This is a genomic window from Demequina zhanjiangensis, assembly GCF_030418315.1.
GTDB classification, from domain to species: Bacteria; Actinomycetota; Actinomycetes; order Actinomycetales; family Demequinaceae; genus Demequina; species Demequina zhanjiangensis.
Map to the genome: position 1 here is coordinate 45210 of NZ_JAUHPV010000011.1, position 26677 is coordinate 71886.

Below are 26677 nucleotides of genomic sequence, written 5' to 3' on the forward strand. Positions count from 1 at the left end.
ACCTCGGTTCTCACCCGCCCAAGTCTACGGTGGTGAGAGGGTCATCGGCCTCCTCGCCGTCGACCTCCTCGCCTTCGGTCTCCGAGCCGTTCTGCTCAGACTCAGCCTCGGAGCCACCGGCGGAACCCGAGCGATCCACCGCGTCGTCCACGGCCCCCGCCTCGACGACCGACCCCCACAGGTCATCGAACCACGCCGTGTCCTCCTGATTCTCAGGAAGCCGCGCCGCCGCGGGCGAACCGTCCGCGTGCTGCTCCACCGAGTCCGGATCGATGACCTTGTAGGCGACCTCGCCGGGATACACGTACTGGAGGCGCTCGCGGGCCTGAGCGATCACATATGCGTCGTCGCTCCAGCGATCCACATCGGCCTGAAGCGAGTCGACCTCAGCCTGCGCAGCGTCCCTCTCGGACTGAAGCTCCGACAGCGTCGCCTGCTGGCTCATGTAGACGCGCAGGCTCGGCACCACCACCGCGATCGAGAGCGCGACGATCACCACCACGACTCCGGCGCGCCAGGTGAACATCCCCGCGAGCGACCCCTTCCGGCTCGTCGGCTCGATGCGACGGGAGCCGTTCCCCGCACTCGAGGCGGTAGGACCGCCCGGTCGGGTTGACGCAGTGCGCGGCGCCTTCCGAGAAGGCGCCGCGGATCCCCGCGCGGGTGTGGACCGTGGCTTGCTCGCAGCGGCAGGCCGGCCCGCCGTCGTCCGCGCGGTCCCAGAGCGAGGAGCCGCCGTGCGCCCCCCGGACGCGCGCGACGCTCCGGCACGGGGGCCGGATCGGGGCGCGCCAGGACGGCTCGGGGCACTCATGCGCCCATTGTCACCGGTAGATGCCCATGCTCCCGACTCCAAGGACCGCGCGTCGCGCGATTCGCCATGGCTGTCAGCCGAGCATCCGCCGCTCGAGCACGCACTCCGAGGCGACGCCGTCGACCTCGAGATACAGGTGCCCCTCCGTCACCGACACGGAGAGCGCGCTGCGTCGCTCGAGGCGTGCCGCCGCGGCCTCGATGAAGCCCGGGTCGAACGAGGTCAGCGTGATCTGCTCGCGCTGATGGATCCGCTTGCCTTCCCACCCTGACAGCACCTTCTGAGGGTCGCGGTGCGTGTAGACCGCGGTCCGGTCGGCGAGCCGGCTGCCCCGATGCAGTCGCTCCGCCTCGGGCGCGCCGATCTCGATCCACACGGTGATGCGACCCGTGAGGTCGCGCACCATGACCGCCGGCTCCTCGGTCCCGGAGATGCCCTGACCGAAGTCGATGCCCTCCTCGAACTCCAGGCAGTAGGCGAGCACCCGGGTGAGCATGAACGGCGCGGTCTCCGACGGATGCCGCGCCACACGCAGCGACAGCGACTCGTAGACCCCGCGGTCCACGTCCGCGAGCTCGATCTCGAATGTGTGGACCGTCGCACCTGCTGCCATGGCGGACAGCCTAGGGCCCGAGCGGGTCGACCCTCGGCCCCATCGGCCCTGGTCGGCCGCCCCCCGGTCGTCACCGCGCCCGCCGTGCTGCCCGGTGCCCCGCCCCGCGCGCCGCCGTCGGCCCATCACACCTCGCCGTCGGCGCGCCCCAGACACTGTGAACCAATCCGCGCGCCGACACGCCAGCGTGTCGGCGGTCGCCACGGCGTGTCGCCGGGGTGTCGCGCGCCACGTTGGTGCGAACTGTCCGCGCGAGGGTGAAAGTCCCCGCAGCGCGCGGCTCGGCAGCCGGAAGCGGGGAGGTCGGGCGGCACGAGCCCGCGCTGCGCGGAGCATGTCCGCGACTTCGCCACAGCGCCCCAGATACGCGAACGGCGGGTGCGCCCCGAAGGGCACACCCGCCGTCGTGGCTAGGAACGCTTAGACGTTGCCGTAGCGGCGCGGGAACGCCGACTTGCCGGCGTAGACCGCAGCGTCGTCCAGCTCCTCCTCGATGCGGAGCAGCTGGTTGTACTTGTTGATGCGCTCGCCACGGGCGGGGGCACCGGTCTTGATCTGGCCGGCGTTGTACGCGACGGCCAGGTCGGCGATGGTGACGTCCTCGGTCTCACCGGAGCGGTGCGACACCATGGCGGCGAAGCCGGCACGCTGGGCCATCTGCACTGCGTCCGAGGTCTCGGACAGGGTGCCGATCTGGTTCAGCTTCACGAGGAGGGCGTTCGCCGACTTCTCGTCGATGCCCTTCTTGAGGCGGACCGGGTTGGTGACGAACAGGTCGTCGCCGACGATCTGGGTCTTGTCGCCGACCTTCGCGACGAGCTCGGTCCAGCTGTCCCACTCGTCCTCGGACAGCGGGTCCTCGATGGAGACCAGCGGGTAGTCGTTGACCAGGCCCTCGTAGAACTCGATCATCTCGGCGGGGGTCTTCTGACCGCCCTCCCACTGGTACATGCCGTCCTTGAAGAACTCGGTGGCGGCCACGTCGAGCGCGAGCGCCACGTCGTCACCGGGCACGTAGCCGGCCTTCTCGATGGCGACCAGGATCAGGTCCAGCGCCTCGCGGTTGGAGCCGAGGTTCGGCGCGAAGCCGCCCTCGTCACCGAGACCGGTGGCCAGGCCGCGCTCCTTGAGCACGGACTTGAGGGAGTGGTAGACCTCCGCGCCCATGCGCAGCGCCTCGCGGAACGAGGACGCGCCGACGGGGGCGATCATGAACTCCTGGATGTCGACGTTGGAGTCGGCGTGCGATCCACCGTTGAGGATGTTCATCATCGGGACGGGCAGGACGTGCGCGTTCGGGCCGCCCACGTACTTGAACAGGGCCAGGTCGGCCGAGTCGGCCGCGGCCTTCGCGACGGCGAGCGAGACGCCGAGGATGGCGTTCGCGCCCAGCTTGCCCTTGTTGTCGGTGCCGTCGAGGTCGAGCATCGTCTGGTCGATCAGACGCTGGTCCGACGCCTCGAGGCCGACGACCTCGGGGGCGATGATGTCGATGACCGCGTCCACGGCCTGCTCGACACCCTTGCCCAGGTAGCGGCTCTTGTCGCCGTCGCGGCGCTCGACTGCCTCGAACGCACCGGTCGATGCACCCGACGGCACGGCTGCACGCGCGAACGTACCGTCCTCGAGTGCGACCTCGACCTCGACGGTGGGGTTGCCGCGCGAGTCAAGGATCTCGCGGGCGCCTACGGCCTCAATGCTGGCCATGTTGCTCCTTCTCTCTGCCGCGTACACGGCAATGGGTACTGTCCTCTTGGAAGTCTAGCGACGGACCGGGGATCGCTCCCGCGGTCCTAGGTCCTACCGGATGAACGTCCGGTGACGCTTCACCTGACCTATGGTTCCATCCTGCGCGCACCTGCGCGTTCTGTCTCGCGGGCGGTGGTCTCGTAGGCGCGGACGGCGTCGCGCAGGGCGGCCTCCGCGTCGATCCCCTGCTCCGCGGCTTCGGCGACAAGAGCGAGCAGCCGCGACCCGACGTCCGAGCCTTGGGGCATGGGCACGTCGAGCTCCGAGCGCTCGGCGCGGGACAGGATCTTCTGCGCGCGCTGCAGCGCGGGGAGCGCGACGGGTACGCCGTCCATGACCGACTCGCGGTTCATGGTCTGCGACTTGATCTCCTGCCAGTTCGCGATGACCTGGTCTGCGTCGTCGGCCTCGACGTCGGCGAACACGTGGGGGTGGCGGACGATGAGCTTGTCGACGAGGCCGCGCGCGACATCCTCGATGTCGAACGGGTCGTCGGGGTGCTCCTGCGCGATGCGCGCGTGGAACACGACCTGGAGAAGGAGGTCGCCCAGCTCGGAGCGCATCTCCTCACGGTCGCCGGCCTCGACGGACTCGGCGAGCTCGAATGCCTCCTCGATCGCGTACGGCGCGAGGCTCGCATGGGTCTGCTCCCGGTCCCAGGGGCATCCTCCGTCTGAGCGGAGGGTGTCCATCACCTCAAGGAGGCGGGTCAGCTCGCTCACGGATCCCTTACTCGGTCGCGTCGGTCGAGGGCTCGGGTGTCGCGTCGGTGCCGCCCGGGGCGACCGGCTCCGGCGAGCCGAACCAGTCGGGTGCGCTCGCGGCGTCCGCGTAGCCGGTGATGGCGACGAACACGACGTAGACGGTCTCGCCGATCGTGCCGACGTTGTCGGAGGCTGAGCTTGCGGCCTGCGACAGGGAGTCGAAGAACGCTGCTGCGGTGAAGTCACCGAAGCGCGGGGAGGACACGGAGTCGGCCTCGAGCTCGTTCGCCATGTCGCTGAGGAAGGCGCTGCCCTCCTCGGACGTGGCGAGGAAGCCGATCGCCTTGGCGGTGTGCGTGACCTCGATCGCCTCAGGGCTCGTGTCGGCATCCGGGTAGCCGATGACCTCGGCCCACGCCTCGATGTCGGCGGCGATCTCGTCGTCGCTCCACGCCATGCCCAGGTCCGCGGCCTCGTCGATCGCGGCGTCGTGGAACAGCGCGAGGGTCAGCGCCCAGTCAGCGTTGTCGAGGATGCCGATGTCGAGCAGCCCTTCGCTGTACGACTGGACCTCCTCGAGGGTGACCGTGACGCCTGCGCCCTCGGCTGCGACACCTGGGTCGCCCTGGCCAGGGACGGCGCATCCTGCCAGCGTGGACGCGGCGAGGACTGCGGTGGCGGCGAGGGACACGCGGCGCTTATCCGAGAACATGAGCCTCATCCTAACCGCGTGCGGCAGGCGCGCCGACAGGCTGCAGCGCCTTCACCAGCTCGTGCACCCATTCGAGCATCGGGAGGCCCTCGATGGGCTTCCCGCCGAGGCGTGCGGTCATGGGTGCGGGGACCAGGATCTGGCGGACGGCGGGCTTGATCATGGTGCCGGGGTACAGGCGCGTGAGGCGCATGGACGCGGAGTCGGGAAGCTCGACGGGCGAGACGCGGATGAACTTGCCCTGGCTGACGACGTCGGTGATGCCGTGCTCGCGCAGCACGAGCCTGAGGCGTGCGACGGCGAAGAGGTTCTGCACGGGCTCGGGCAGGGTGCCGTAGCGGTCGTCGAGCTCCTCCTCGATCTCGGCGAGCGTGGCCTCGTCGGAGGCGTCCGCGATCTTGCGGTACGCCTCCAGGCGCAGCCGCTCGTGCTCGATGTACTTCGTGGGGATGTGCGCGTCGATGGGGAGCTCGATCGTCATCGGCTCCTTCTCCTCGGCCTCGCCGCGGAATCCTGCGACGGCCTCTCCGACCATGCGGATGTAGAGGTCGAAGCCGACGCCCTCGATGTGGCCCGACTGCTCGCCGCCGAGCAGGTTGCCGGCGCCGCGGATCTCGAGGTCCTTGAGGGCGACTGCCATGCCGGAGCCGAGGTCGGTGTTGGCGGCGATGGTCTGGAGCCGATCATGCGCGGTCTCGGTGAGAGCCTTCGACGGCGGGTACAGGAAGTAGGCGTACGCCCTCTCGCGCGCGCGCCCCACGCGGCCGCGGAGCTGGTGCAGCTGGGACAGGCCGAACGCGTCGGCCCGTTCGACGATGAGGGTGTTGGCGTTGGAGATGTCCAGGCCGGTCTCGACGATCGTGGTGCAGACGAGCACGTCGTACTTCTTGTCGTAGTAGTCGACGATGACCTGCTCGAGCTGCTTCTCGCTCATCTGGCCGTGGGCGACGGCGATGCGCGCCTCGGGCACGAGCTCGCCGAGCTTGCGGGCGGCGGAGTTGATGGTCTTCACGGAGTTGTGGATGTAGAAGACCTGGCCGTCGCGCAGCAGCTCGCGCCGGATCGCGGCGGTCACCTGGGCGTCCTCGTGTGGGCCAACGTAGGTGAGGATCGGGTGGCGCTCCTCGGGCGGGGTGGCGAGCGTGGACATCTCGCGGATGCCGGTGACGGCCATCTCGAGGGTGCGCGGGATGGGGGTCGCGGACATGGCGAGCACGTCCACGTCGGTGCGCATCGCCTTGAGGGTCTCCTTGTGCTCGACTCCGAAGCGCTGCTCCTCGTCGATGATCAGCAGTCCCAGGTCCTTGAAGCGCACGCGCCCGGTGATGAGGCGGTGGGTGCCGATGACCATGTCGATCGTGCCCTCGGCGAGCGCGTCGAGGATCTCCTTGGCCTCCTTGTCGGTCTGGAAGCGCGACAGCGCGGCGACCTTCACGGGGAACTGGGCGAACCGCTCGGTGAAGGTGTCGAGGTGCTGCTTGACGAGCAGGGTCGTGGGGCACAGCAGCGCCACCTGGGCGCCGTCCTGGATGGCCTTGAAGGCGGCGCGGACGGCCACCTCGGTCTTGCCGAAGCCGACGTCTCCGCACACCAGACGGTCCATGGGCACGGAGCGCTCCATGTCGCCCTTGACCTCGTCGATGGTGGTGAGCTGGTCGGGGGTCTCGACGTACGGGAACGATTCCTCGAGCTCGCGCTGCCACGGGGTGTCCTGCGCGTACTCGCGGCCGGTGGACGCCATGCGCGCGCTGTAGAGGCGGATCAGCTCGGCTGCGATCTCCTTGACCGCCTTGCGCGCGCGGCCCTTCGTCTTCTGCCAGTCGGCGCCGCCCATCTTGTTGACCGACGGAGCCTCGCCGCCCACGTACTTGGTGACCTGGTCCAGCTGGTCTGTGGGCACGGACAGGCGGTCGCCGGGGCCGCCCTTCTTGGAGGGCGCGTACTCGATGACCAGGTACTCGCGCTCGACGCCGCGGACGGTGCGCTTGGCGAGCTCGACGAACTTGCCGACGCCGTGGGCCTCGTGCACGACGAAGTCGCCGGGTCGGAGCTGGAGGGGGTCCACCTGGGCGCGCCGGCGGCTGGGCACCTTCACCTTGGGGCCGGCGGCGGTCGCGGCGCGGCCTGTCAGGTCGGACTCGTGGAGCAGGACGAAGCGCGACTCGGCCACCTCGTAGCCGCGGCCGGTGATGCCTGGCACCACCGCGACGACGCCGTCGGCCGCGTCGGCGAGGGACGGGACGACGCGGGCGGGCACGTCGGCGTCGCCGAGCTGCTCGGCGATGCGGTGTGCGGAACCGGTCGACGCGGCGGCGAGGACGACCTTCCAGCCGTCGGTCACGCGGGTGCGCAGCCAGGAGAGGCCCTCACCGAGGCGTCCGCGGAACTCCTCCGCGGGAGCGATGCCGGTCTCGACGGCGCCGTGCGAGCCGAACGGCCCGAGCGTCGTCCACGCGAGACCGCGGGACTCGATGCCCTCCTCGAGCTCGGCGAGACCCAGGAAGACCGCGTCGGCCTCGACGGGTGCCTCGGCACCGGCGCTCGCCGACACCCATGCGGCAGCCAGGAACTCCTGCGCCGTCCGCTGCAGGTCCTCCGCACGGCGGGCCAGGCGCTCAGGTTCGACGGCGAGCACGCGGGTGCCGCGCGGGAGCACGGCGGTGAGCGGCTCGAGCTCGTCGAGCAGGACAGGGATGAGGGACTCCATGCCCTCGACCGCGTGACCGTCAGCGAGGCGGGTGAGCATGTCCGCGGCGGCCGGGTACTCGTCCACGAGCGAGGCGGCGCGGGCCTTCACCGCGGGTGTGAGCAGCAGCTCGCGGCACGGCGGCGCCCACAGCAGCGGGACGTCCTCGAGCGAGCGCTGATCGGCCACGGAGAACGACCGGAGCGAGTCGATCTCGTCGCCGAAGAACTCGATGCGGACCGGGTGGGGGTCGGTGGGCGCGAACACATCGACGATGCCGCCGCGCACCGCGAACTCGCCGCGTCGCTCGACCATGTCGACGCGCGTGTAGGCGGCGGCCGAGAGCGATTCGACGAGGTCGGTGAGGTCGATCCTGTCGCCCACGTGCACACGCACGGGGGTCAGGTCCGCGAGGTGCGGCACGAGCGGCTGCAGGACCGCACGCAGCGGGGCGACCACCACGTCGAGGCGCGGCAGCCCGGTCTCCGAGGCGACCTCCTCCGGGTGCACGAGCCTGCGCAGGGTCGCGAGGCGTCGCGCGACGGTGTCGGAGCGCGGGCTCAAGCGCTCGTGAGGGAGGGTCTCCCAGCTGGGGAACAGGCCGATCGTCGCGGGGTCGAGGTAGGCGCCGAGCGCGAGCGCGAGCTGCTCCGCGTCTCCCCCGGTCGCGGTGACGACCACGACGGGACCGGCGTCGGCGTCGTCCGTGACCGCACTGGCCACCAGAGCGGGAGCCGCCGCACCGGGGCCGAGCAGGTGCCCGCTCGACGACAGATCGAAGGCGGGCAGCGACGCGAGGGCGTCCGCGAGCGCGGGTGCAGACGGGGCTGCGGTCTGAGACGACAAGGGTCCTCCAGGGCACGACGAAGCGCCGGAAAAGATCTCCGGTCGCCCTCCCATCGTAGGCGCGACCCCCGACACGGGATGCCGCCGGTGGAGAGCGCCAGCGGCGGGCGAGAGCCACGGCCGACGCGGTGGGGCCGCAGCCGGGAGGGTCTAGACGGTCGTCGCCTGCGCGGCGGCCTCCCGTGCGAGCAGCTTGAGCACCGCGGCGGCAGAACGCTCCGCGGCGTCGTCCAGATGCTCGTCGAACTCGACGCCACCGTCGCCCTGGCACATGTCCGACACGCATCGCAGGGAGAGGAACGGCACCTCGCTCATGGTGCACACCTGGCTGACCGCCGCGGACTCCATGTCGGTCGCGATCACCTTGGGGAAGCGCTCGCGGATCAGGTCGACGGTCTCCGCGACGGCGAACGCGTTCGCGGACGCCAGGTAGCCCTTCTTCGCGCCGAGCTCCACGGCCATGTCGACGAGCCGCTCGTCGGACTCGTGGAACTCGTGGTGGCCCGGCACCTGGCCGTAGGCGTAGCCGATCGACGTGGAGTCGGCCGACCAGTCCAGGCAGCAGCACGGGACCACGAGGTCGCCGACGGTGACGTGCCCGGGGATGCCGCCGCAGGAGCCGGCGGAGACGATCAGGGTGGGCGTCACGTCGGCGATCACGCCGTGCGCGACGAGCGTGGCGGCGCGGGCCGCGGCGACCATGCCGATGCCGGTGACGACGAGCAGGTAGCTCGCCTCTCCGCGCTGCACGAGATACGACTCGGGAGCCTCCGACACCTTCTCGGACGAGTCGGACAGCTTCAGGAACCCCTGTGCCTCCTCCGACATCGCCACGAGGACGGCCGGGATCGCACGGGTCGTCACCTCATCACGACCAGCAGGTCGTCGGCGTTCTCCAGGAACGCGTGCACCTCGTCGCGCATGTCCTCGAGCGAGTGGTTCGCGCCCCAACCGCACTGGATCGCGTTGGCTGCAGGCACCTCGGTGAGGTCGAGCATGTCGCGCATGGTCGCGAGGACGAGGCCCTTGACCTCCTCGACCGAGTGGTCGCCGCTCATGATGAGGTAGAAGCCGGTCTGGCATCCCATGGGGCTGAAGTCGATCACGTCCTCGGAGAGCGAGCGCACGCATTCGGCGAAGGAGTGCTCGATCGAGTGCACGGCCGTCATCTCGAGGTGCTCCTCGTTCGGCTGGCAGAAGCGCACGTCGAACTTGGTGAGCACGTCGCCGTGCGGCAGGACCTTGCGGTCGGCGACGCGGATGTAGGGGGCGTCGACCTTCGTGTGGTCCAGGTTGAAGGACTCGACCTTCATCTTGCGCGGTTCGGTCACGGCGACCGCTCCTTTCGCCTCGGGGATGCGGCGAGCGTGTCCTCGCCGACTCGTCTCCCATCGTCCAACCAGGGGGACGGTCAAGGATAATCCGCAGGCGGGCGGCCGCACCAGGGCTGACGGGCGCGGCATCGGGACACGTGTCCGATCCTTAGAATTGTGGCCATGTCCGATCCCGTCCTTGAGGCCGAGCGCCTGCTGCGCCGCTTCGCTCGGGACACGAATCTGCTGATCGCGGGCCGGCCCATGCGCGTCGTCGGCGACGGTCGTGTCGCCGATGCGCTGCGCTCCATGCTGAGCGGCATGGGCGCCCGGCTCTCGTCCACTGGCCCGGCCGACGCCTCAACCGCCTCCCCCGACGAGGTCGCCTTCGACGTCGCATCCGGTGCGATCACTCTCGGAGGCTCCCCCCTCGCGGACCGCGGCGACGCCTCAGGCCGCCTGGACTTCGCCGCCGCGCACATGCCGGTCACGCGCGCGATCGCACGCTCGCTGGACGAGGCCGACGCTGTGAGGGGACTCCGGATCGGCGTCTCCATGACGCTCGAGCCGAAGACCGCGAACCTGGCGCTCATGCTCGCCGACGCGGGCGCCAAGGTCGCGGTCTACGCGCACCCGGACGAGACCGACATGGACGTCGCTCAGGCGCTTCGGGACCGCGGCGTGCCCTGCGACGCCGACGCGACGCTCGCGCCTGAGCAGGAGCGCGGGGCGGCGCTCGCCTTCCTGAACCGGGGCTTCGACGTGCTCGTCGACGACGGCAGCCACCTGACCCGTCTCGCGCACGAGAAGGGGCTCGCCTGCGAATGGGTCGGGGCGACCGAGGAGACCACCTCCGGCCTGACCCCGCTGCGACGCATGCAGGAGTCAGGGGTGCTCTCGATCCCCGTGATCGCCGTGAACGACGCCGCGACGAAGACCGGCTTCGACAACCGCTACGGCACCGGTCAGTCGTGCGTGCTCGCGATCGCGGACCTGCTGGACGGCGCCGGGGTGACCCTGCGCGATCAGCCCGCCCTCGTCCTCGGGTACGGACCCGTGGGGGTGGGCGTGGCCGCGCACCTGCGCGCGCTCGGCGTCGAGGTGAGGGTCGCGGAGGTCGACCCTGTGCGGGCCCTGCTCGCGGCGCACGACGGCTACGAGGTGGGCGCTGCCGACGCCCTGGGGTCCGGCGCGCTCGTCATCTCGGCGACAGGTGTTCCCGCGACGGTGTCGCCCCACCTGCTCGTCGCGGCCAAGGCTGTCGCCGTCGCCGGCGGTGTTCCTGGCGAGGTGGTGCTCGACGGGCTCGCTGACGCCCTCGAGCCGGTCGCCACCGACGTGGAGCGGCTCCCGAGCGGTGCGCTCCTGCTCGACCGTGGCGGCTGCATCAACGTCACCGCCGCCGAGGGCAACCCGATCGAGATCATGGACCTCAGCTTCGCGACCCAGCTCGCGGCCGTGGCGGAGCTCGTGACCGCCAGGCCCGGCGTCGGCGTGCACGCGCTGTCCGACGCAGCCGTCGCACGTGTCGGCGCCGCGGCGGCGCGCGCCCGCGGCCTCTCGCTCTCCCCCGCGCCCCCTGCGTCGTCACCGACGCAGGGAGACTGGCGCTCCCCCCGCTTCGCCACCACTCCCAAGGAGCCTGCATGACGGCGTTCCCCGTCACCCTCTACTCGGCGTCCCTCGTGCTGCCGATCACCGCCCCGCCGATCCTTGACGGCGCGATCGCCGTGCGCGGCGAGCGGATCCTGCACGTCGGCTCCCGCAGCTGGGTCGAGCAGTCGCTCCACGAGCGCGGCCTCCCCGTGGAGCACGTGCACTGGGACGGCGTGCTCATGCCGGGCCTCGTCAACGCGCACACGCACCTGCAGTACACGGGCATGGCGTCCGTGGGCCGGGGACGCTACCAGGGCTTCGACGACTGGGCGACGGCGTTCAACCCCGTGTACGCGCAGCCGCACGACTGGGCACGCGACGCCGCTCTCGGCGCCTCCCAGATGATCGGGGCCGGTGTCACGGCCGCCGCGGACATCGTGACCGATCCCGAGGCCGCGCGCGCCCTCCACGACGCGGGCCTCGCGGGCATCGCCTACTGGGAGGTCATCGACTGGACCAACGACGATTGGCGCGCCCAGGGCCGCAAGGAGGTGGAGGCCGCGCTCGACTCGCTCCCCTCCCGGCCCGGCACGGGCCTGTCGCCCCACGCGCCCTACTCGCTCGAGATCGTCCCGCTGCTCGAGATCCCGGACATCGTCCGCGAGCGCGGCAGCCGCATCCACATCCACCTGGGTGAGTCGGGCATCGAGCGCGAGTTCGATCACGATCGCCACGAACCGTGGCAGTCGCAAGGGCTCGGCAGCCTGATCGAGCTCCGGCAGGCCGGCTTCGGCACCTCCGCGACCGAGTACGTGGACCACCTGGGGGTGCTCGGCCCGGACTGCCACATCGCTCACGGTGTGTACATGAGCGAGTCCGACCGCGCGATCCTCCGGGCCCGCGGCACCACCGTGGCGCTGTGCCCGCGCTCCAACGAGGTGATCGGCCTCGACGCCCCTCCCGTCGCCGCCTACCTGCGCGAGGGCAGCCCCATCGCGGTCGGCACCGACTCCCTGTCCTCGTCGCCGTCGCTCGACCCGATGGCCGACGTCGCCGCGCTGATGGGGATCGCCCGCAACCAGGGCTACTCGCACGACGACCTCGCCGAGCGGCTGCTCCGCGCCGCGACCCTGGGCGGCGCGCACGCCATGGGGATCGACGAGGGCCAGGAGCGCACGGGCTACCTCGCAGTCGGCGCGATCGCCGACCTCGCGTTCTTCGACATCCCCGTGACCGATGTGACGCAGACCCTCACCACGCTCGCCGAGTCCGGCGAGGGACGTGCCGCCGCGACAGTCTCGTCGGGCCGCGTCCGCTACGCGACCCCCGCGTTCACCAACGCCACCGGAGTCTCCGAGGAGCACGCATGACCGTCCCCGCCACCGCGTCGGCGCTGAGCCTCGAGCCGCATCCCGAGGGAGGCTGGTTCCGCCGCTACTACACGTCGCCGATCCCGGTCGAGACGCCCGGCGGCGCCCGCCCTGCGGTCACGATGATCCACTACCTGCTCGCCCCCGGCGAGCACAGCGCGTGGCACGTCGTGTCGTCCGACGAGATGTGGCTGTGGCACGGTCCCGGCCGCCTCGAGCTCGCGCTCGGAGGCGAGGGCGACGAGCCCGGCGAGGCCTCCGTCGTCGTGCTCGGGCCCGATGCTCAGAGCGGCGACGCCCAGCAATGCCTGGTACCTGCAGGGGTCTGGCAGTCGGCCAGGCTCGTGGCCGAGGAAGAGGTGCTCGTCAGCTGCGTCGTATCCCCCGGCTTCGACTTCGCCGATTGGAGACTGGCGGAGCACGACCAGTAGGATTCTCACACCCGCGAGCGATCGATGAGGATCTCGCTCGACCCCCCTTTCTGTCCCAGGAGAGATCAATGCACATTGCCCCTGCCCTGCGTCGCGCCTCCGTGGCCGTCGTCGCCCTCTCGACGCTCGCGCTCGCGGGCTGCTCCAGCTCCACCGAGGCCGAGACCTCGGCCACGCCGACCGACGCCGCGACCGCAGGCGCCGAGGCCGCGCTCGAGACCTTCACGGAGGGCAAGCTCACGATCGCCACCGGCGAGCCCGCCTACGAGCCGTGGGTCATCGGCGACGCCCCCGAGTCCGGCGAGGGCTTCGAGGCCGCCGTCGCGTACGCGGTCGCCGAGGAGCTCGGCTTCGCCGCCGACGACGTCGTGTGGGTCCGCACCACCTTCGACTCCGCGATCGCCCCCGGCGCCAAGGACTGGGACTTCAACATCCAGCAGTTCTCGATCACCGACGAGCGCCGCCAGGCCGTGGACTTCTCCTCGCCGTACTACGTGACCACGCAGGCCGTCGTCTCCGTCGAGGGCAACGACTACGCCGAGGCCGGCTCGATCGCCGACCTCGAGGGCGCCGCCATCGGCGTCGCGGTCGGCACCACGTCCTACGACGTCACCGCCGAGGCGCTCGGCGAGGACAACATCCAGGTCTTCAACTCCGTCGCCGACGTGGTCGCCGCCCTCAACTCGGGCCAGATCGACGCGTTCGTCACCGACCTCCCCGGCGCCTTCTACTCGGCCTACGTCGAGGTCGAGGGCGGCACGATCGTCGGCCAGTTCGCCTCCTCCGAGGGCGGCGACGAGTTCGGTCTCGTCCTCCCCAAGGACTCGCCGCTGACCGACGCCGTGACCGGCGCCGTCGACACCCTCACCGAGAACGGCACCCTCGAGACGCTCGAGACCGAGTGGCTCTCGGCGGCCGTCGACGTTCCCGTCCTCAACTAAGGACCTCCACGCATGACCACTGACGGAGCGCCCACGCTCACCTGGCAGCCCAGCACGCTCGAGCTCGAGCGTCGCGCCGTCCGCAAGCGGGCGTCAGGGCGCTCCGTCATGGTCGCGCTCGCATCGACGGTGGTCTTCGCCGCCGTCGCGGGCACGCTCGTGCTCACCTCTCCCGGCTGGGAGAGCGTGCAGCGCACCTTCTTCAACCCCGAGATCGCGATCGACAGCCTCCCTCGGATCCTCGAGGGCCTGTGGCTGAACATCCGCGTGCTGTTCTTCGCCGCCATCGGCGTCGCAATTCTCGGCACCCTGCTCGCGGTGCTCCGCTCGCTCCGCGGCCCGGTGTTCTTCCCGCTGCGCGCCCTCGCCGCCGGGTACACCGACCTGTTCCGCGGACTTCCCGTGCTGATCGTCCTCTACCTGGTGGGCTTCGGCATCCCCGCGCTCAACCCGACGGAGCGCTATCCCGCCGCAGTGCTCGGCACGATCGGCATCATGCTCTGCTACTCGGCCTACGTGGCCGAGGTGCTGCGCGCCGGCATGGAGGCCGTGCATCCGTCGCAGCGTGTCGCCGCCCGCTCTCTCGGGCTGTCGCACGGAGCGACGCTCCGGATGATCGTCATCCCGCAGGGCCTGCGCAAGGTGGTGCCCGCCCTCATGAACGACTTCGTGTCGATGCAGAAGGACGTGGGCCTCATCTCCGTCCTCGGCGCAGTCGACGCCATCCGCGCCGCCCAGATCGTGCAGGCGCAGACCTACAACTTCACGCCCTACGTGGTGGCAGGACTCCTCTTCGTCGCGCTGAGCTTCCCGATGATCCGCCTCACCGACCACATCTCCGCGCGCATGGCGAGCCGCGAGCAGATCGGAGGCACCGTATGAGCGCCGTCGAGCCCGGCAACGTCCCCACCTCCGGCAGCACCGCCACCGGCGGCGTCCTCGAGCTCCAGGACGTCCACAAGCTGTTCGGCGACAACCACGTCCTCAAGGGCATCGACCTGCGCATCGCCAAGCACGAGGTCGTGGTCGTCATCGGCGCCTCCGGGTCCGGCAAGTCGACCCTCATGCGCACCATCAACCTCATCGAGCGCGTCGACGACGGCCGGATCCTGCTGTCGGGCGACGACATCACCGAGCCGCGCATCAACGTGGACAGGGTCCGCTCGCGCATCGGCGTGGTCTTCCAGCACTTCAACCTGTTCCCGCACATGAAGGTGATCGACAACGTCACCCTCGCCGCGCGGAAGGTCCACAAGATGCCCGCGGCCGAGGCCCGCGCCAAGGGGGTGGACCTGCTCACCCGTTTCGGCCTGGGCGACAAGGTGGACGAGTACCCCGACCGTCTCTCAGGCGGTCAGCAGCAGCGCGTCGCGATCGTCCGTGCGATCCTCACGGACCCGGAGCTGCTGCTCCTGGACGAGATCACGTCCGCGCTCGACCCGATGCTCGTGGGTGAGGTGCTGGACCTCGTGCGCTCGCTCAAGGAGCAGGGCTCCACGATCCTCATGGCGACCCACGAGATGTCCTTCGCGCGCTCCGTGGCCGACCGCGTGGTGTTCATGCACCAGGGTCGGATCCTCGAGCAGGGCAGCCCCGAGCAGCTCTTCGGCGCACCTCGCGAGGACGCCACGAAGGAGTTCCTGGCGCGCGTCACGTACCGCTAGACCGCGATCGGCCCAGCGCCGGACCGGGTCAGTCGACCACCTGCTCCTCGCCCGCGTCGTTCACCATGGCGGGCAGCGACGCGGTGATGACCGAACCGTCGGCGCGCAGCGTGCCATGGAACGCCGCGGGGTCAGGCGCCCCATCGATGCGCGGTCCCTGGTGCTTGAGCGGCACCACGACCTCGTTCTCGGGCGTGACCAGATGCCGCTCGCCACGCACGTTCACGGACAGGGCGCGGCCGCGCTCGATCTCGAACGAGATCGTGCTCTGACGCACCGTCACCTTGAGGCGGTTCGCGTGGACCGTGACGCGGTAGGTGAGCGACTCCCAGCTGTCGGGCAGGCGGGGGTCGAAGTTGAGCCCCTCGCCGTGGTCGCGGAAGCCTCCGAAGCCGTGGACCAGCGCCGACCACACGCCACCGGTGGAGGCGACGTGCACACCGTCGGCGGTGTTGTCGTGGAGGTTGGCGAGGTCGACGAACAGCCCGTCCCAGAAGTAGCGCAGGGCGAGCTGGTGGTAGCCCACCTCGGCCGCGATGATCGACTGGACCACGCCGGACAGGGTCGAGTCGCCCGTGGTGATCGGGTCGTAGTACTCGAAGTCGGCGCGCTTCTCCTCGGGAGTGAAGTGCTCGCCCTGGAGGAACAGCGCAAGCACCACGTCGGCCTGCTTGAGGACCTGGAAGCGGTAGATGACCAGCGGGTGGAAGTGCAGCAGGAGCGGTCGCTTCTCGGGCGGCGTGTTCTCGAGGTCCCAGACCTCACGCTCGTGGAACAGCGCATCCTGCGGGTGGATGCCCAGCTGCTCGTCCCAGAGGATCGCCATGCCCTCGGCGGCGCGCTCCCACTCCTCGATCTCCTCCTCCTGGAGGTCGAGGCGGGCGACCATCTTGGCGTACTGGTCGGGCCACTGGCCCCGCAGCTTGCGCACGGACTCGGCGGCACAGCGCAGGTTGAAGCGCGCCATGACGTTCGTGTAAAGGTTGTCGTTCACGACCGTCGTGTACTCATCGGGCCCGGTGACGCCGTGGATGCGGAACGACTCGCCCTCACCGCGGGAGTGCCTCCAGAAGCCCAGGTCGGCCCACATGCGCGCCGTCTGCACCAGGATGTCCACGCCCTCCCGGGCGAGGAACTCGTCGTCCCCTGTGGCGAGCACGTACTTGTTGATCGCATAGGAGATGTCGGCGTCGATGTGATACTGCGCCGTGCCCGCCGCGTAGTAGGCCGACGCCTCCTCGCCGTTGATCGTGCGCCAGGGGAACAGCGCGCCGTTCTGCGCGAGCTCGCCGGCCCGGCGCTCCGCCGCAGGAAGCAGTCGATACCGGTAGCGCAGCGCGTTGCGCGCGATCACCGGGGACGTGTAGATGAAGAACGGGACGGCGTAGATCTCGGTGTCCCAGAAGAAGTGACCGCCGTAGCCGGAGCCGGTGACGCCCTTCGCGGGAACGCCGTACCCGTCGCCACGCGCGGCCGCCTGCAGCAGCTGGAAGATGTTCCAGCGCACCGCCTGCTGGATGTCCGACATGCCCTCGATCTCGACGTCGGACCGCTCCCAGAAGTCGGCGAGCCACTGACGCTGGTCCTCGAACTGCTTCTCCACGCCCTCCTCGCGGACGCGGTCGAGCGTACGGATGCAGCGGTCGGCGAGCTCGCGCGGAGGCACCATGCGCGACGTGTGATAGCTGACGACCTTGGTGAGCGAGAACGTCTCTCCGGGCTGAAGGCGGGCCCGGTACAGCTGCTTCGCATAATCGGGCGCCACCTCTGTGGTGGTCGAGTACTCGACGTCGGACTCGATGTGGTGCTCCATGGAGCACGCGAGCGTCATGCCGGAGTCGTGGGTGCGGTAGCCCAGGACGACGCGGTGGTCGTCGCCGTGGTGGATGCGCGGCTCGAGCACCCGCTCGTCGAGCTTCTCCGCCTTACGGGGGTCGAAGCCTGACGTGGGCTGCTTGGTCGCCCGGTACTCGTCGAGCCCCGCACCCCGGTTGAGCATCTGCGACGAGATCGCGATCGGCGCCTCGTTGTCCAGGAGCGTCACCTCGAAGCGCATCACCGCCAGGTGGCGCTGCGCGAAGGACACCATGCGGGAGGACCTCACGCGCACCCTGTTGCCCGCGGGCGTGCGCCACAGGAGGTCGCGCGTCAGCACGCCCTCCTTCATGTCGAGCGTGCGCGAGTAGTCGATCAGGTCCGCCACGGAGAGCAGCAGCGGCTCGTCGTCCACGTAGAGGCGGATGACCTTCGGGTCGGGCACGTTGACGATCGTCTGGCCGGTGCGCGCGAATCCGTACGCCTCCTCGGCGTGGCGGATGGGCCACGTCTCGTGGAAGCCGTTGATGAACGTGCCGTGCTGGTGGGCGTCGTGCCCTTCCTCGATGTTGCCGCGCAGGCCGAGGTAGCCGTTGCCGACGGCGAAGAGCGTCTCGGTCGTGCCGAGGTCATCGACGTCGAAGGAGGTCTCGATCAGCTTCCATGGGTCCGCGGGGAAACGCAGGCGGTCCATGTACTCGGGCGCACTCGTGTCCCGGAGAGGCCGGTGAGCAGCCTTCATCGTGCGATCGTCTCGCTGAGATCCTTGACCACGACGTTCGCTCCGGCGATCTCGAGCGCGTCCTCGCCTGCACCGCGGTCGACGCCGAGCACGAGGCCGAAGCCTCCCGCGCGCCCTGCGGCGACGCCGGTGAGCGCGTCCTCCACGACCACGCACTCCTTGGCGGGAACTCCCAGCAGGTCCGCCGCGAGCAGGAAGGTGTCGGGCGCGGGCTTGCCGGGAAGGCCCTTCTCGGCGGCCGTGACCGCGGACACGACCACGGGGAAGCGCCCGGCGAGGCCTGCGGCCTCCAGGACGGCGTCGGCGTTGCGCGAGCTCGACACGACGGCCATCGGCACGTCGCCGATCGACTCGAGGTGCTCCACGAGCTCCATCGATCCGGGGTAGGGCGTCACGCCGGTCTCCTTGAGCACTGACAGGTAGGCCTCGTTCTTCGCGTTGCCGAGGCCGCAGACGGTCTCGGTGCCGGGCGCGTCGGCCGGGTCGCCCCAGGGGATCTCCACCCCGCGGGACTTGAGGCAGCGCGCCACGCCGTCGTACCGGGGCACGCCGTCGACGTGCGCGAAGTAGTCCGCGCTCGAGTACGCGGGTGTGATGCCCTGCGCGGTGAAGTAGTCGTCGAAGAGACGCTGCCATGCGGCCATCTGCACCTCGAGCGTCGGCGTCAGGACGCCGTCGAGGTCGAACAGCGCGGCCGTGTACCCCTCACCCGGGGCCTGGGGGATGTGCCACGACATGATGCGCCTCCTGCGAGTGCTCGGTCGGTCACGCAGGCCCGGGCGGGAGAGTCCGGGACCCACCTTCTGGTCTTACTTCGATAGTAGTCAGCGGGATGGGGGCCGTGTCCACCCGAAAAGGGCCGCGATCCTGCTACGACGGACTGTGGAAGCGCTGCTGGGCGGCCTCGAGGCCGTCGCCGAGGACCGCTTCGACGGCGTCGGCGCCGTCGGAGACGAGGAAGGGGAGCTCCTTGCGTTCGGCGGCCGAGAACGGCTTGAGGACGAAGGTGGCCGCGTCCATGCGGCCCGGGGGGCGGCCGATGCCCACGCGGACCCGGATGTAGTCCGGGGTGCCGAGCGCCTTCGTGACGTCCTTGAGCCCGTTATGGCCGCCCGACCCGCCGCCGCGCTTGAGCTTGACGGTGCCGAACGGGATGTCGAGCTCGTCGTGGACGACGATCACGTCGGTCGGCTCGACCGAGACGTACTTGGCGAGCGAGCTCACGGGGCCGCCGGAGACGTTCATGTAGGTCATCGGCACGCCCAGCTGCACCGCCTGGCCCACGAGGCGGGCGACGGTGGACCGGGTCCGCGTCTTCTTGTGCGCCGACAGGGCGGCGCCCCCGCGGGAGGCGAGCTCCTCCACGACCATGGCGCCGATGTTGTGGCGCGTGGCCGCGTACTCCTCGCCCGGGTTGCCCAGGCCGATGACGAGCATGCTCATGGATGTCCTCGTGTGATGGTGGCTGGAATGGCGAACGCCCGGCCCGCGTGGTGCGGGCCGGGCGCTGTCACGCGTGAGGCAGAGGTTACTCTGCCGACTCCTCGGCGGGCGCCTCCTCGGCGGCAGCCTCGGTCTCCTCGGGCTCAGCGGCGGTGCGCGGCTGGGTCACGTGGACCACGAGGGCCTCGGGGTCGGTGAGGAGCAGCGAGCCCTTGGGCAGCGCGATCTCACCGGCGGTGATCTTGGCGCCCTCCTCGAGGTCCTCGACCGACACCTCGACCGACTCGGGGAGGTGCGTGGCCTCGGCCTCGATGTGGAGGGTGTTGAGCTCCTGGACGTGGATCGTCGAGCCGAAGGTCTCGCCGGTGACGTGGACGGGGATCTCGACGGAGACCTTCTCGCCCTTCTTCACGAGCAGCAGGTCGACGTGCTCGATGGTGCGCTTGACCGGGTCGCGCTGGATGTCCTTGGCGAGCGCGAGCTCGGAGTTCTTGTCCCACTCGATGGTGAGCAGCGCGTTCGCGTGCTTGAGGGCCATCATCGTGGCGTGGCCCGGGAGGACCACGTGGACGGGGTCGGTGCCGTGACCGTAGAGGACGGCGGGGATCTTGCCGGCGGCGCGGGTGCGGCGGGCGGCGCCCTTGCCGAACTCGGTGCGGGCCTCGGCGGCGAGCTTCAGCTCATCAGACATCGGGGTTCTCCTCGTGAGAATTGCGGACAGATAGCGGTTGCACGGCAAGGCAGAGCCGTGGCGCTTCTGCCGCGTCGATCACGTCGGGCCCTGCGCGGGCTCAACCTCGCCGAGGAACTGGAACAGTCTACCTGCTTCCCGGGGTCGATTCCACCCGTCGTCGGCTGCCGGGGCGAGGGCCGTTCCTCACCCCGGCACCGTCTCTCATTCGAAGACGACGACGACCTTCTCGGCGGCGCCGGGAGTGGCGGCGAGCTCGAGGGCGTGGAGCGCGTCGGCGCGCGGGATCTGGTGGGACACGAGGTGGGCGAAGCGCTCCCAGTGGTTCACCAGATCCTCCGTGACCTCGAAGATCTCCGTGGGGTATCCCATGGACAGGGTGAGGGTCAGCTCCGTGGTGAGCAGCGCGCCGAGGTCGAGCTCGACCGGCTTCTTGTGGACGCCGACGACGGTGGCGGTCGCGCCGTGCTTGGCGGACTCGGCGATCGTGGCGATCACGGGCGCGGCGCCTGCAGCGTCCAGGTACACGTCGGTGTCGGGCCGATCGCCGCGCACGAAGCTGCGCGGGGCGGTGCCGTGAAGCTCGAGGAGGCGGGCGGTCACGTCCTCCTCCGCGGAGTTGATGACGGCGTCGGCGCCCACGGCGAGGGCGGTCTCGAGACGGGACGGGACGACGTCCACGACGACCACGTGCTCGACGCCCCGGAGCTTCATGGAGATGGCGGCGCCCAGTCCGATGGGGCCCGCGCCGAAGACCACGGCCTTCTGGCCCGCCTTGGCGCCGGACCGGTTGACGGCGTGGCGCGCGACTGCCATGGGCTCGTTCAGCGCCGCGACGGCCCAGGGAACGTCGTCAGGGATGACCTTGAGGTGCACGTCGAGCTTCGCGCCTCGAATGAGCAGCTGCTCGGAGAGTCCGCCCTGGGCGCCGCCGGATCCGATGATGCCGTCGGAGGCGGCCATGGGGTTCACCACCACGTGGTCGCCGACAGCGATTCCCTCCACGTCGGCGCCGACGGCGACGACGACGCCCGCGGGCTCGTGGCCGAGGGGCGTCGCGCCCTGACGCGGCGGGATGCCGCCGACTGCGGTGTACATCGCGTCGGAGCCGCAGATCCCGCATGCCTTGACGTCGAGCAGGACGTCGCTGGCGCCCACCTCGGGGCGGGTCTCGTGGATCTCGTCGACGGTGCCGGGCCCCGTGACGACGATGGTGGACATGGTCGCGGGCTCGGTGCTGGTCTCGGTGGTGGTCATGGGTTCCCTCCCACGGGAATGCGTGCCGCTCGTCCCGGGTGGACGTCGCGTCGTTGACACGTCACTAAATCGGTTCAGTGGGCCTAGCATAGGCATGAGCCACGACAGGAATCGACCACGGAGGAGACGCGATGCCGAAACGGGCGACCCTCCGCGATGTCGCGGCCGCCGCCGGCGTCTCGCCTACGACCGCGAGCTTCGTGCTCAACGACACCCCGGGGCAGACCATCCCCGAGGCGACGCGCTCCCGCGTGCACGCCGCCGCCGCGGAGCTGGCGTACGTGCCCCACGGCGTCGCGCGCGCCCTCCGCGAAGGCAGCTCCCGCGTCGTCCTGCTCGACACCGCCGACATCCCCCACGGCCCCTCCCTGGAGGCCTTCACCGCGGGGCTGTCGTCCACGCTCGCCGAGCACGGGCACACCCTCCTGGTGCATCCCGCCGCGGGCGGCGACCTGGCGCGCACGATCGCCGATGTGCGGCCCCGCGCCGTCATCGACCTGGGCACCCTCTACGGCCCGGACGCGACCGGCACCGCGGACGGCGGGTGGAGCACAGGGCTCGCCGCACACACGTCCCGGCAGATCGAGCACCTCGCGACCCTTGGACACCGGGTGATCGCCTTCGCGATCCCGGAGGACCCCAAGGCGCACAGGCTCGCCGAGCTTCGGCTCCGCCACGCGGCGGAGGCAGCCGAGGCCCAGGGGGCTCGACTCGTCCCCCTGGCGCTGCCCTCCGACGACGATCAGGCGCGTGCCGCCGCCGCCGCGCTCCTGCGCGACCACCCAGACGTCACCGCGGCCGCGTGCTACGACGACACGCTCGCCCTCCGCCTCCTCGTCGCCATGCACCATGAGGGCAGATCAGCGCCAGACGACCTTGCCGTCATCGGCTTCGACGGCGGGCAGGCGCCGGCCCCCTGGTTGACCCGCCTCACCACGGTCACCATCGACGCCACCGAGTACGGCCGACGCGCCGCGTTCGCCGCCCTGGGCATCGATCCCGGACCGCGACCCTCGCCGGTGTCCCAGGTCACCGACGGCGACACCGCCTGATCCTGATCGCCTCGGGGCCAGCCGCGGACTAGGTTCGTGGGAGGGGCACAGTGCGACAAGGGGACGGCACATGAGGGCACAGAGGATCCACGTGATCGTGAGCCTCGCCGCAGCGTTCGCCCTCGCCGCGTGCTCAGGCGGCTCCCAGCCGACCGCGAGCCCCTCCCAGACCGCCGCGCCGACGGCGACCCCCTCACCGACCGTCGCCACCGTCGTCCCGGAACCGACGGCGCCCGAGGGACGCAACCCCGACATGGACGCGACCGAGGCCGAGCTGCGCGCCTCCCAGGCCACGACCGGCGAGAGCTGGCTCACCGAGGCGGCCGCGATCGACACGCCCGCCTGGTCGGTGGAGGACGTGTTCTGGAACACCTGGGACGGCGTCGGCACCTGGCACCGCATCGGCAGCCGCGCCGGGGCGGACATCCTGCGCCACGACGGATCCGGCGAGATCGTGGAGGTCGCGGCCGACGGCACGCCCACCTGGATTCCGTTCCCGTACCCGTGGCAGGAGGTCACCGCGCTCGACTGGTCGCCGGAGATCGAGTCCGACGACACGGTGTACTACGACTCGCTCGCGACCGCCGCCAACGTCGACCTCGACGGCCTCGTGCTGAGCATGCGCGGGCCCTACGTGCCGCTCGTAGGCTCGTGGTCCACCGCTGAGATCGCGACGGTGAACCTCTGGGCGGTCGACCGGTTCACGCAGGACGTCCAAGGCGGCTGGGGAGACGACCCCGCATGGGTGGCCTACGGCGCAGGCCTGGAGAACGTCGCGTTCGGCCGACGATCCCCCGTCGGCGACGTGTACGACGCCCCGCCCACCAGGCCCGCGTGGGACGACGTGGTGTGGGAGAACGGCTTCGGCACGGTCGAGGGTCGGTTCATCGACCTCTTCGATCAGGCCTGCGGGCCAGTGCAGACGCTCACCTGGAACATCCTGCTGACCGACCCCGACATGGCCGATTGGGAGGTCGCCGGCACGGTCGACGGCTTCCCCGTGTACGCGATGGACGAGGCGAGCGACCTGGCGACGCTGATGCACGACCACTACGTGCAGAATCCGGTGGGGATCCGGCTCGAGCCCGACGCTCGGGCCCTCTCGCTCGCCGAGTACGCAACCGCCCCCGCCGTGCTCGGCGTGCCCGCCGGAGACGGGTCCGGCTGGTGGCTCCTGCTCAACCAGTCGGTCTCGCTCCGCGCCTGGTGCTGACACCCGCGGACCGTCCCCGCGGGACTACACGCGCACCGCACCGCGTTGCCTCTTGCATGACCGCTTCGACCTCGACCGATGCCCGTGACGCCTGGCGCACCGCCGCGAGGGGTGGATTCGCCGTCTCCGGCCTGCTGCACCTGGTGCTCGCCTACCTGATCGTGAGCATCGCGATCGGGTCCTCCGCGGAGGCCGACCAGAGCACCGCGCTCTCACGCCTCCAGGACCTTCCGCTCGGCACGGCACTGCTGTGGATCGCGGCCGCCGCGCTGGTCGCGCTCGGGCTATGGCAGCTCGCCGACGCCCTCAGGGACGGCGACCTGAAGGACCGTGGCAAGGCCGCGGCGAAGGGCGTCCTGTACCTGGCGCTCGCCGGCACGACCATGTCCGTGATCCTCGGCTCCTCCGGCGGTGGAGACGGTCAGGCGACGGGCTTCGCCTCGACCCTCATGGCCGCACCCGCCGGACGCCTCCTCGTGGGGCTCATCGGCCTCGGGATCGTCGCAGGCGGCGCGTACCACGTCCACAAGGGCGTCACGAAGGGCTTCGAGGAGGACCTCAAGACCCCCTCTCACGAGGAGGTCGGCACAGGGATCCGCGTCACCGGCACGATCGGCTACGTGGGCAAGGGGCTTGCTCTCGGAGCAGTCGGAGTGCTGTTCGCCATCGCGGCGATCCAAGCGGACCCCGATGAGGCGAAGGGCGTGGACGGCGCGCTCGAAGCCCTGCTGGGGCTCCCCGGTGGTCCGGCGCTCGTGGCTGCCATCGGCGTCGGCTTCGCCGCATACGGTCTGTACTCGTTCGGCCGCGCACGCTACGCCCGGATGTGAGGAAGCACCCGCGGACCGATTGATGAGCTGCGAGGGGTGCGGTCCGCGGGCGCTGGCACCATTTGTACCGGACATTTCGGACATGCGGCGCACGCCTGTGGAGGAGTCCCTCCGCATCCGGCGCGGGCCGACGTCCACCCATCGACGATCTCGCTAGCCTGCCCCCAACCCTGCCGACGCGCGGCCTCGTCTGAGAGGTGACGAAGGGGGAAAGGGACACGATGCCATCACGGTGGGAGCCGGTGCTCCACGAGGTCGCCGGCGCTCGCAGAGGGCGCCTGCTGGCCTTCGCAGAGATGCTCGCGGGCGCCAACCATGCGGAGGACCTCGTGCAGGAGGCCGTCATCGCGACCTTCAGCAAGAGACGCGGGTTCGACACGGTCGCGCAGGCCGAAGGCTACGTCCGACGCGCCATCGCCTCACGCTACGTGGACATGGTCCGCAAGGACTCCGCCGAACGCTCCCGCATGCAGCGCACCGCCATACCCGAGGCCATCCCCGACCCCACAGAGGGGCTCGGTGGCGACGCCGCAGTCGATGCCGCGATGGCCTCGCTCAGTCCGCGCGAACGCGCCTGCGTCGCACTGCGCTACCTGGAGGACCTGTCCGTACGCGACACCGCTCAGACCCTCGGACTGTCCGAGGGCACGGTCAAGCGCTACGTCTCCGACGGGCTCACGAAGCTCAACACCGCCCTCGGCACCCACGACACCGCCGAGAGCCTCGAGACCACACACGTCGTCACCACGGACGGGGGCCTGCGATGAGCGAGCTGCGCGACATCCTCCAGGGCCGCCACGATCGACTCGCCACCTCGCTGCGCGACGCCGCCGAGTTCGACGAGCTCACAGCCGTCGGCACCGTCAAGCGTCGCCGTCGCACCCGTGCGCTCGTCACCAGCACCTCCACGGTGCTCGGCGTAGGCGCCCTCAGCCTCGGAGCCTTCCTCCTGCTCCCGGGTGCGAGCGACGACGGTGACCCCGCCGCCACCCTCTCCCCGAGCCCCACCCCCACCGTCACCGCGAGCCCGTCGGCAAGCCCGACCACGGCACCGAGCGCCCCACCTGAGCCCAGCGAGGCAGCAGTCCCGCTCGTCACCGGCGACGACATCGGCATCCTCGAACGGCTCGAGAACCCGACGACGGGTGAGACGTGGCATCAGCCCACGCTCATCGCCGCTCCCGCGCCCCTCGCGGATGAAGGAGGGACCTTCCTCAGCGTGGGCACGCGAGGAGACGCGGACATCGTGCTGTGGGTGGCTGGCGGCTTCGACTACTGGACGTCCGGATACGAGGCACGACTGTACGAGATCGACGCCGCGGGCATCCGGTGGATCCAATGCCCCTCAGTGGTGCCGAGCGATCGGTGCGAGACCCCGTGGGCCGAATGGGAGAACGGCGCTCGCAGCTTCGACGCCCTGACGAACTACGACAGCCTCACCCTGCCGCGTGCTGTCAGCCCCGCTCCGGGTTGGTCGATCGACCTGACGATCGCCGACGACATGGCGCTCCTGGGAAATGAGGCGCCTGGAACGACGCTCACTCCCAACGAGCGCGCGGTCCTCGGCTACGGAGAGCGCACCGTGATCGCCACACTGGGCCCCTGGCAGCTCGTCCAGGACCAGTCTGACGGCTTCGTTCCTAGCCTGATCGACGTGCGCTACCGCCTGGTGTCGGCCTTCGGCACGTCCATCGAGCTCGGATCGGAAGCAGGGTCGGACTATGCCGACGCCAATGCGGCATTCGGGGGTCCCAACTATCAAGGTGACGAGATGCTGCCCGCGTCGGGTACGTGCTTCCGAGCCGACGAGACAATCGACCCGCATCACGACGCCGACGGCTGGGTGGCGGCGGGGATCAACGTGGACGGTCAGCGCGTGTATCTGCCCGTCGAGGGAGGCAATGCGGTGAGTCGCGCGGTGTATGACACCCTCTTCGACTCCTCCTGGGCCTGGTCCGACGAGGCTGGCGACATGGTCTCCGGGGTCGGCGCCTACGCATACTCCACCTATGCGGAGTTCCTTGAGGCACGCAGCGTGGTGACGTGGGATCGCGGCGACGGCGTGTGGGTGGTCGGGATCCAGGCGCAGGCCTCCCAGCAGGTCTACGAGTGCGCCTGAGACTCGTCCGGACGCCGTGAGGGGCGGGGGGGCCGCGGGGCCCCCGCCCCCCCCCCCCGCCGAATTTTGGGTGGGG

General features: G+C 70.5%; 24 protein-coding genes. 11 read left to right on the plus strand and 13 right to left on the minus strand.

Annotation, left to right across the window (positions count from 1 at the left end; genetic code table 11):
- Positions 1 to 10: 10 nt before the first annotated feature.
- The 8 genes from QQX04_RS13960 to QQX04_RS13995 all read right to left on the minus strand — a co-directional run bounded on the left by QQX04_RS13960 (position 11) and on the right by QQX04_RS13995 (position 9455).
- The gene (locus tag QQX04_RS13960) at positions 11 to 526 is read right to left on the minus strand and encodes an FtsB family cell division protein (RefSeq protein WP_301130228.1); all 516 of its coding nucleotides are present in this window, start codon (positions 524 to 526) and stop codon (positions 11 to 13) included.
- Positions 527 to 887: 361 nt separating this feature from the next.
- Entirely contained in the window at positions 888 to 1427 is a 540-nt protein-coding gene (locus QQX04_RS13965; protein ID WP_301130229.1) for a YaeQ family protein, read from the minus strand.
- 420 nt (positions 1428 to 1847) lie between these two features.
- Positions 1848 to 3134 (minus strand): phosphopyruvate hydratase, encoded by a 1287-nt coding sequence (eno, locus tag QQX04_RS13970; RefSeq protein WP_301130231.1) that lies wholly within the window; start codon positions 3132 to 3134, stop codon positions 1848 to 1850.
- Positions 3135 to 3262: 128 nt separating this feature from the next.
- Positions 3263 to 3898, minus strand: coding sequence for a nucleoside triphosphate pyrophosphohydrolase (locus QQX04_RS13975; RefSeq protein ID WP_301130234.1), 636 nt, complete (start codon positions 3896 to 3898; stop codon positions 3263 to 3265).
- 7 nt (positions 3899 to 3905) lie between these two features.
- Complete coding sequence (locus QQX04_RS13980; RefSeq protein WP_301130236.1) at positions 3906 to 4592, minus strand: hypothetical protein; 687 nt, start codon at positions 4590 to 4592, stop codon at positions 3906 to 3908.
- A 10-nt stretch (positions 4593 to 4602) separates the two neighbouring features.
- A complete protein-coding gene (gene mfd / locus QQX04_RS13985; protein ID WP_436968484.1) occupies positions 4603 to 8178 on the minus strand; it encodes a transcription-repair coupling factor in 3576 nt (1191 codons plus the stop codon).
- 96 nt (positions 8179 to 8274) lie between these two features.
- Positions 8275 to 8988 carry a 5'-methylthioadenosine/S-adenosylhomocysteine nucleosidase gene (gene mtnN, locus QQX04_RS13990; protein ID WP_301130240.1) on the minus strand — a complete coding sequence of 238 codons (714 nt, stop codon included), beginning with the start codon at positions 8986 to 8988 and terminating at the stop codon, positions 8275 to 8277.
- Positions 8985 to 9455: an S-ribosylhomocysteine lyase gene (locus QQX04_RS13995; protein WP_436968485.1), complete on the minus strand. Its 471-nt coding sequence runs from the start codon at positions 9453 to 9455 to the stop codon at positions 8985 to 8987. The genes mtnN and QQX04_RS13995 overlap by 4 nt, the downstream gene beginning before the upstream one ends.
- 165 nt (positions 9456 to 9620) lie before the next feature.
- On the opposite strand from QQX04_RS13995, the gene QQX04_RS14000 reads away from it, so the two are divergent.
- From QQX04_RS14000 to QQX04_RS14025, 6 genes are all read left to right on the plus strand, one after another.
- Entirely contained in the window at positions 9621 to 11087 is a 1467-nt protein-coding gene (locus QQX04_RS14000; protein WP_301130241.1) for an adenosylhomocysteinase, read from the plus strand.
- A complete protein-coding gene (locus QQX04_RS14005) occupies positions 11084 to 12403 on the plus strand; it encodes an amidohydrolase family protein (protein ID WP_301130243.1) in 1320 nt (439 codons plus the stop codon). The genes QQX04_RS14000 and QQX04_RS14005 overlap by 4 nt, the downstream gene beginning before the upstream one ends.
- Entirely contained in the window at positions 12400 to 12834 is a 435-nt protein-coding gene (locus QQX04_RS14010) for a cupin domain-containing protein (protein WP_301130245.1), read from the plus strand. The genes QQX04_RS14005 and QQX04_RS14010 overlap by 4 nt, the downstream gene beginning before the upstream one ends.
- Before the next feature lie 68 nt (positions 12835 to 12902).
- The gene (locus QQX04_RS14015) at positions 12903 to 13775 is read left to right on the plus strand and encodes an ABC transporter substrate-binding protein (RefSeq protein ID WP_301130247.1); all 873 of its coding nucleotides are present in this window, start codon (positions 12903 to 12905) and stop codon (positions 13773 to 13775) included.
- A 12-nt stretch (positions 13776 to 13787) separates the two neighbouring features.
- Entirely contained in the window at positions 13788 to 14657 is an 870-nt protein-coding gene (locus tag QQX04_RS14020) for an amino acid ABC transporter permease (protein ID WP_301130249.1), read from the plus strand.
- The gene (locus QQX04_RS14025; protein WP_301130251.1) at positions 14654 to 15439 is read left to right on the plus strand and encodes an amino acid ABC transporter ATP-binding protein; all 786 of its coding nucleotides are present in this window, start codon (positions 14654 to 14656) and stop codon (positions 15437 to 15439) included. The genes QQX04_RS14020 and QQX04_RS14025 overlap by 4 nt, the downstream gene beginning before the upstream one ends.
- Before the next feature lie 28 nt (positions 15440 to 15467).
- Here the strand turns inward: QQX04_RS14025 and QQX04_RS14030 are convergent, their stop codons facing one another.
- The 5 genes from QQX04_RS14030 to QQX04_RS14050 all read right to left on the minus strand — a co-directional run bounded on the left by QQX04_RS14030 (position 15468) and on the right by QQX04_RS14050 (position 21387).
- On the minus strand, positions 15468 to 17996 hold the full coding sequence (locus tag QQX04_RS14030; protein ID WP_301130252.1) for a glycoside hydrolase family 65 protein: 2529 nt from the start codon (positions 17994 to 17996) through the stop codon (positions 15468 to 15470).
- Positions 17993 to 18733, minus strand: coding sequence for an HAD family hydrolase (locus QQX04_RS14035; RefSeq protein WP_301130254.1), 741 nt, complete (start codon positions 18731 to 18733; stop codon positions 17993 to 17995). Before QQX04_RS14035 ends, QQX04_RS14030 begins: the two co-directional genes overlap by 4 nt.
- 133 nt (positions 18734 to 18866) lie before the next feature.
- Positions 18867 to 19439: an aminoacyl-tRNA hydrolase gene (pth, locus tag QQX04_RS14040; RefSeq protein WP_301130256.1), complete on the minus strand. Its 573-nt coding sequence runs from the start codon at positions 19437 to 19439 to the stop codon at positions 18867 to 18869.
- Between the two features lie 85 nt (positions 19440 to 19524).
- Positions 19525 to 20130, minus strand: a complete 606-nt coding sequence (locus tag QQX04_RS14045) for a 50S ribosomal protein L25/general stress protein Ctc (protein WP_301130258.1) — start codon at positions 20128 to 20130, stop codon at positions 19525 to 19527.
- A 204-nt stretch (positions 20131 to 20334) separates the two neighbouring features.
- Positions 20335 to 21387 (minus strand): zinc-dependent alcohol dehydrogenase, encoded by a 1053-nt coding sequence (locus tag QQX04_RS14050; protein WP_301130260.1) that lies wholly within the window; start codon positions 21385 to 21387, stop codon positions 20335 to 20337.
- 131 nt (positions 21388 to 21518) lie between these two features.
- Between QQX04_RS14050 and QQX04_RS14055 the strand changes: the two genes are divergently transcribed.
- The 5 genes from QQX04_RS14055 (at position 21519) to QQX04_RS14075 (ending at position 26601) form a co-directional block, all read left to right on the plus strand.
- Complete coding sequence (locus QQX04_RS14055; protein WP_301130262.1) at positions 21519 to 22439, plus strand: LacI family DNA-binding transcriptional regulator; 921 nt, start codon at positions 21519 to 21521, stop codon at positions 22437 to 22439.
- A 70-nt stretch (positions 22440 to 22509) separates the two neighbouring features.
- Positions 22510 to 23652, plus strand: coding sequence for a hypothetical protein (locus QQX04_RS14060; RefSeq protein ID WP_301130264.1), 1143 nt, complete (start codon positions 22510 to 22512; stop codon positions 23650 to 23652).
- A gap of 56 nt (positions 23653 to 23708) precedes the next feature.
- On the plus strand, positions 23709 to 24482 hold the full coding sequence (locus tag QQX04_RS14065) for a DUF1206 domain-containing protein (RefSeq protein ID WP_301130266.1): 774 nt from the start codon (positions 23709 to 23711) through the stop codon (positions 24480 to 24482).
- 221 nt (positions 24483 to 24703) lie between these two features.
- A complete protein-coding gene (locus QQX04_RS14070; protein WP_301130270.1) occupies positions 24704 to 25249 on the plus strand; it encodes an RNA polymerase sigma factor in 546 nt (181 codons plus the stop codon).
- The gene (locus QQX04_RS14075) at positions 25246 to 26601 is read left to right on the plus strand and encodes a hypothetical protein (RefSeq protein WP_301130272.1); all 1356 of its coding nucleotides are present in this window, start codon (positions 25246 to 25248) and stop codon (positions 26599 to 26601) included. The genes QQX04_RS14070 and QQX04_RS14075 overlap by 4 nt, the downstream gene beginning before the upstream one ends.
- Positions 26602 to 26677 lie beyond the last annotated feature (76 nt).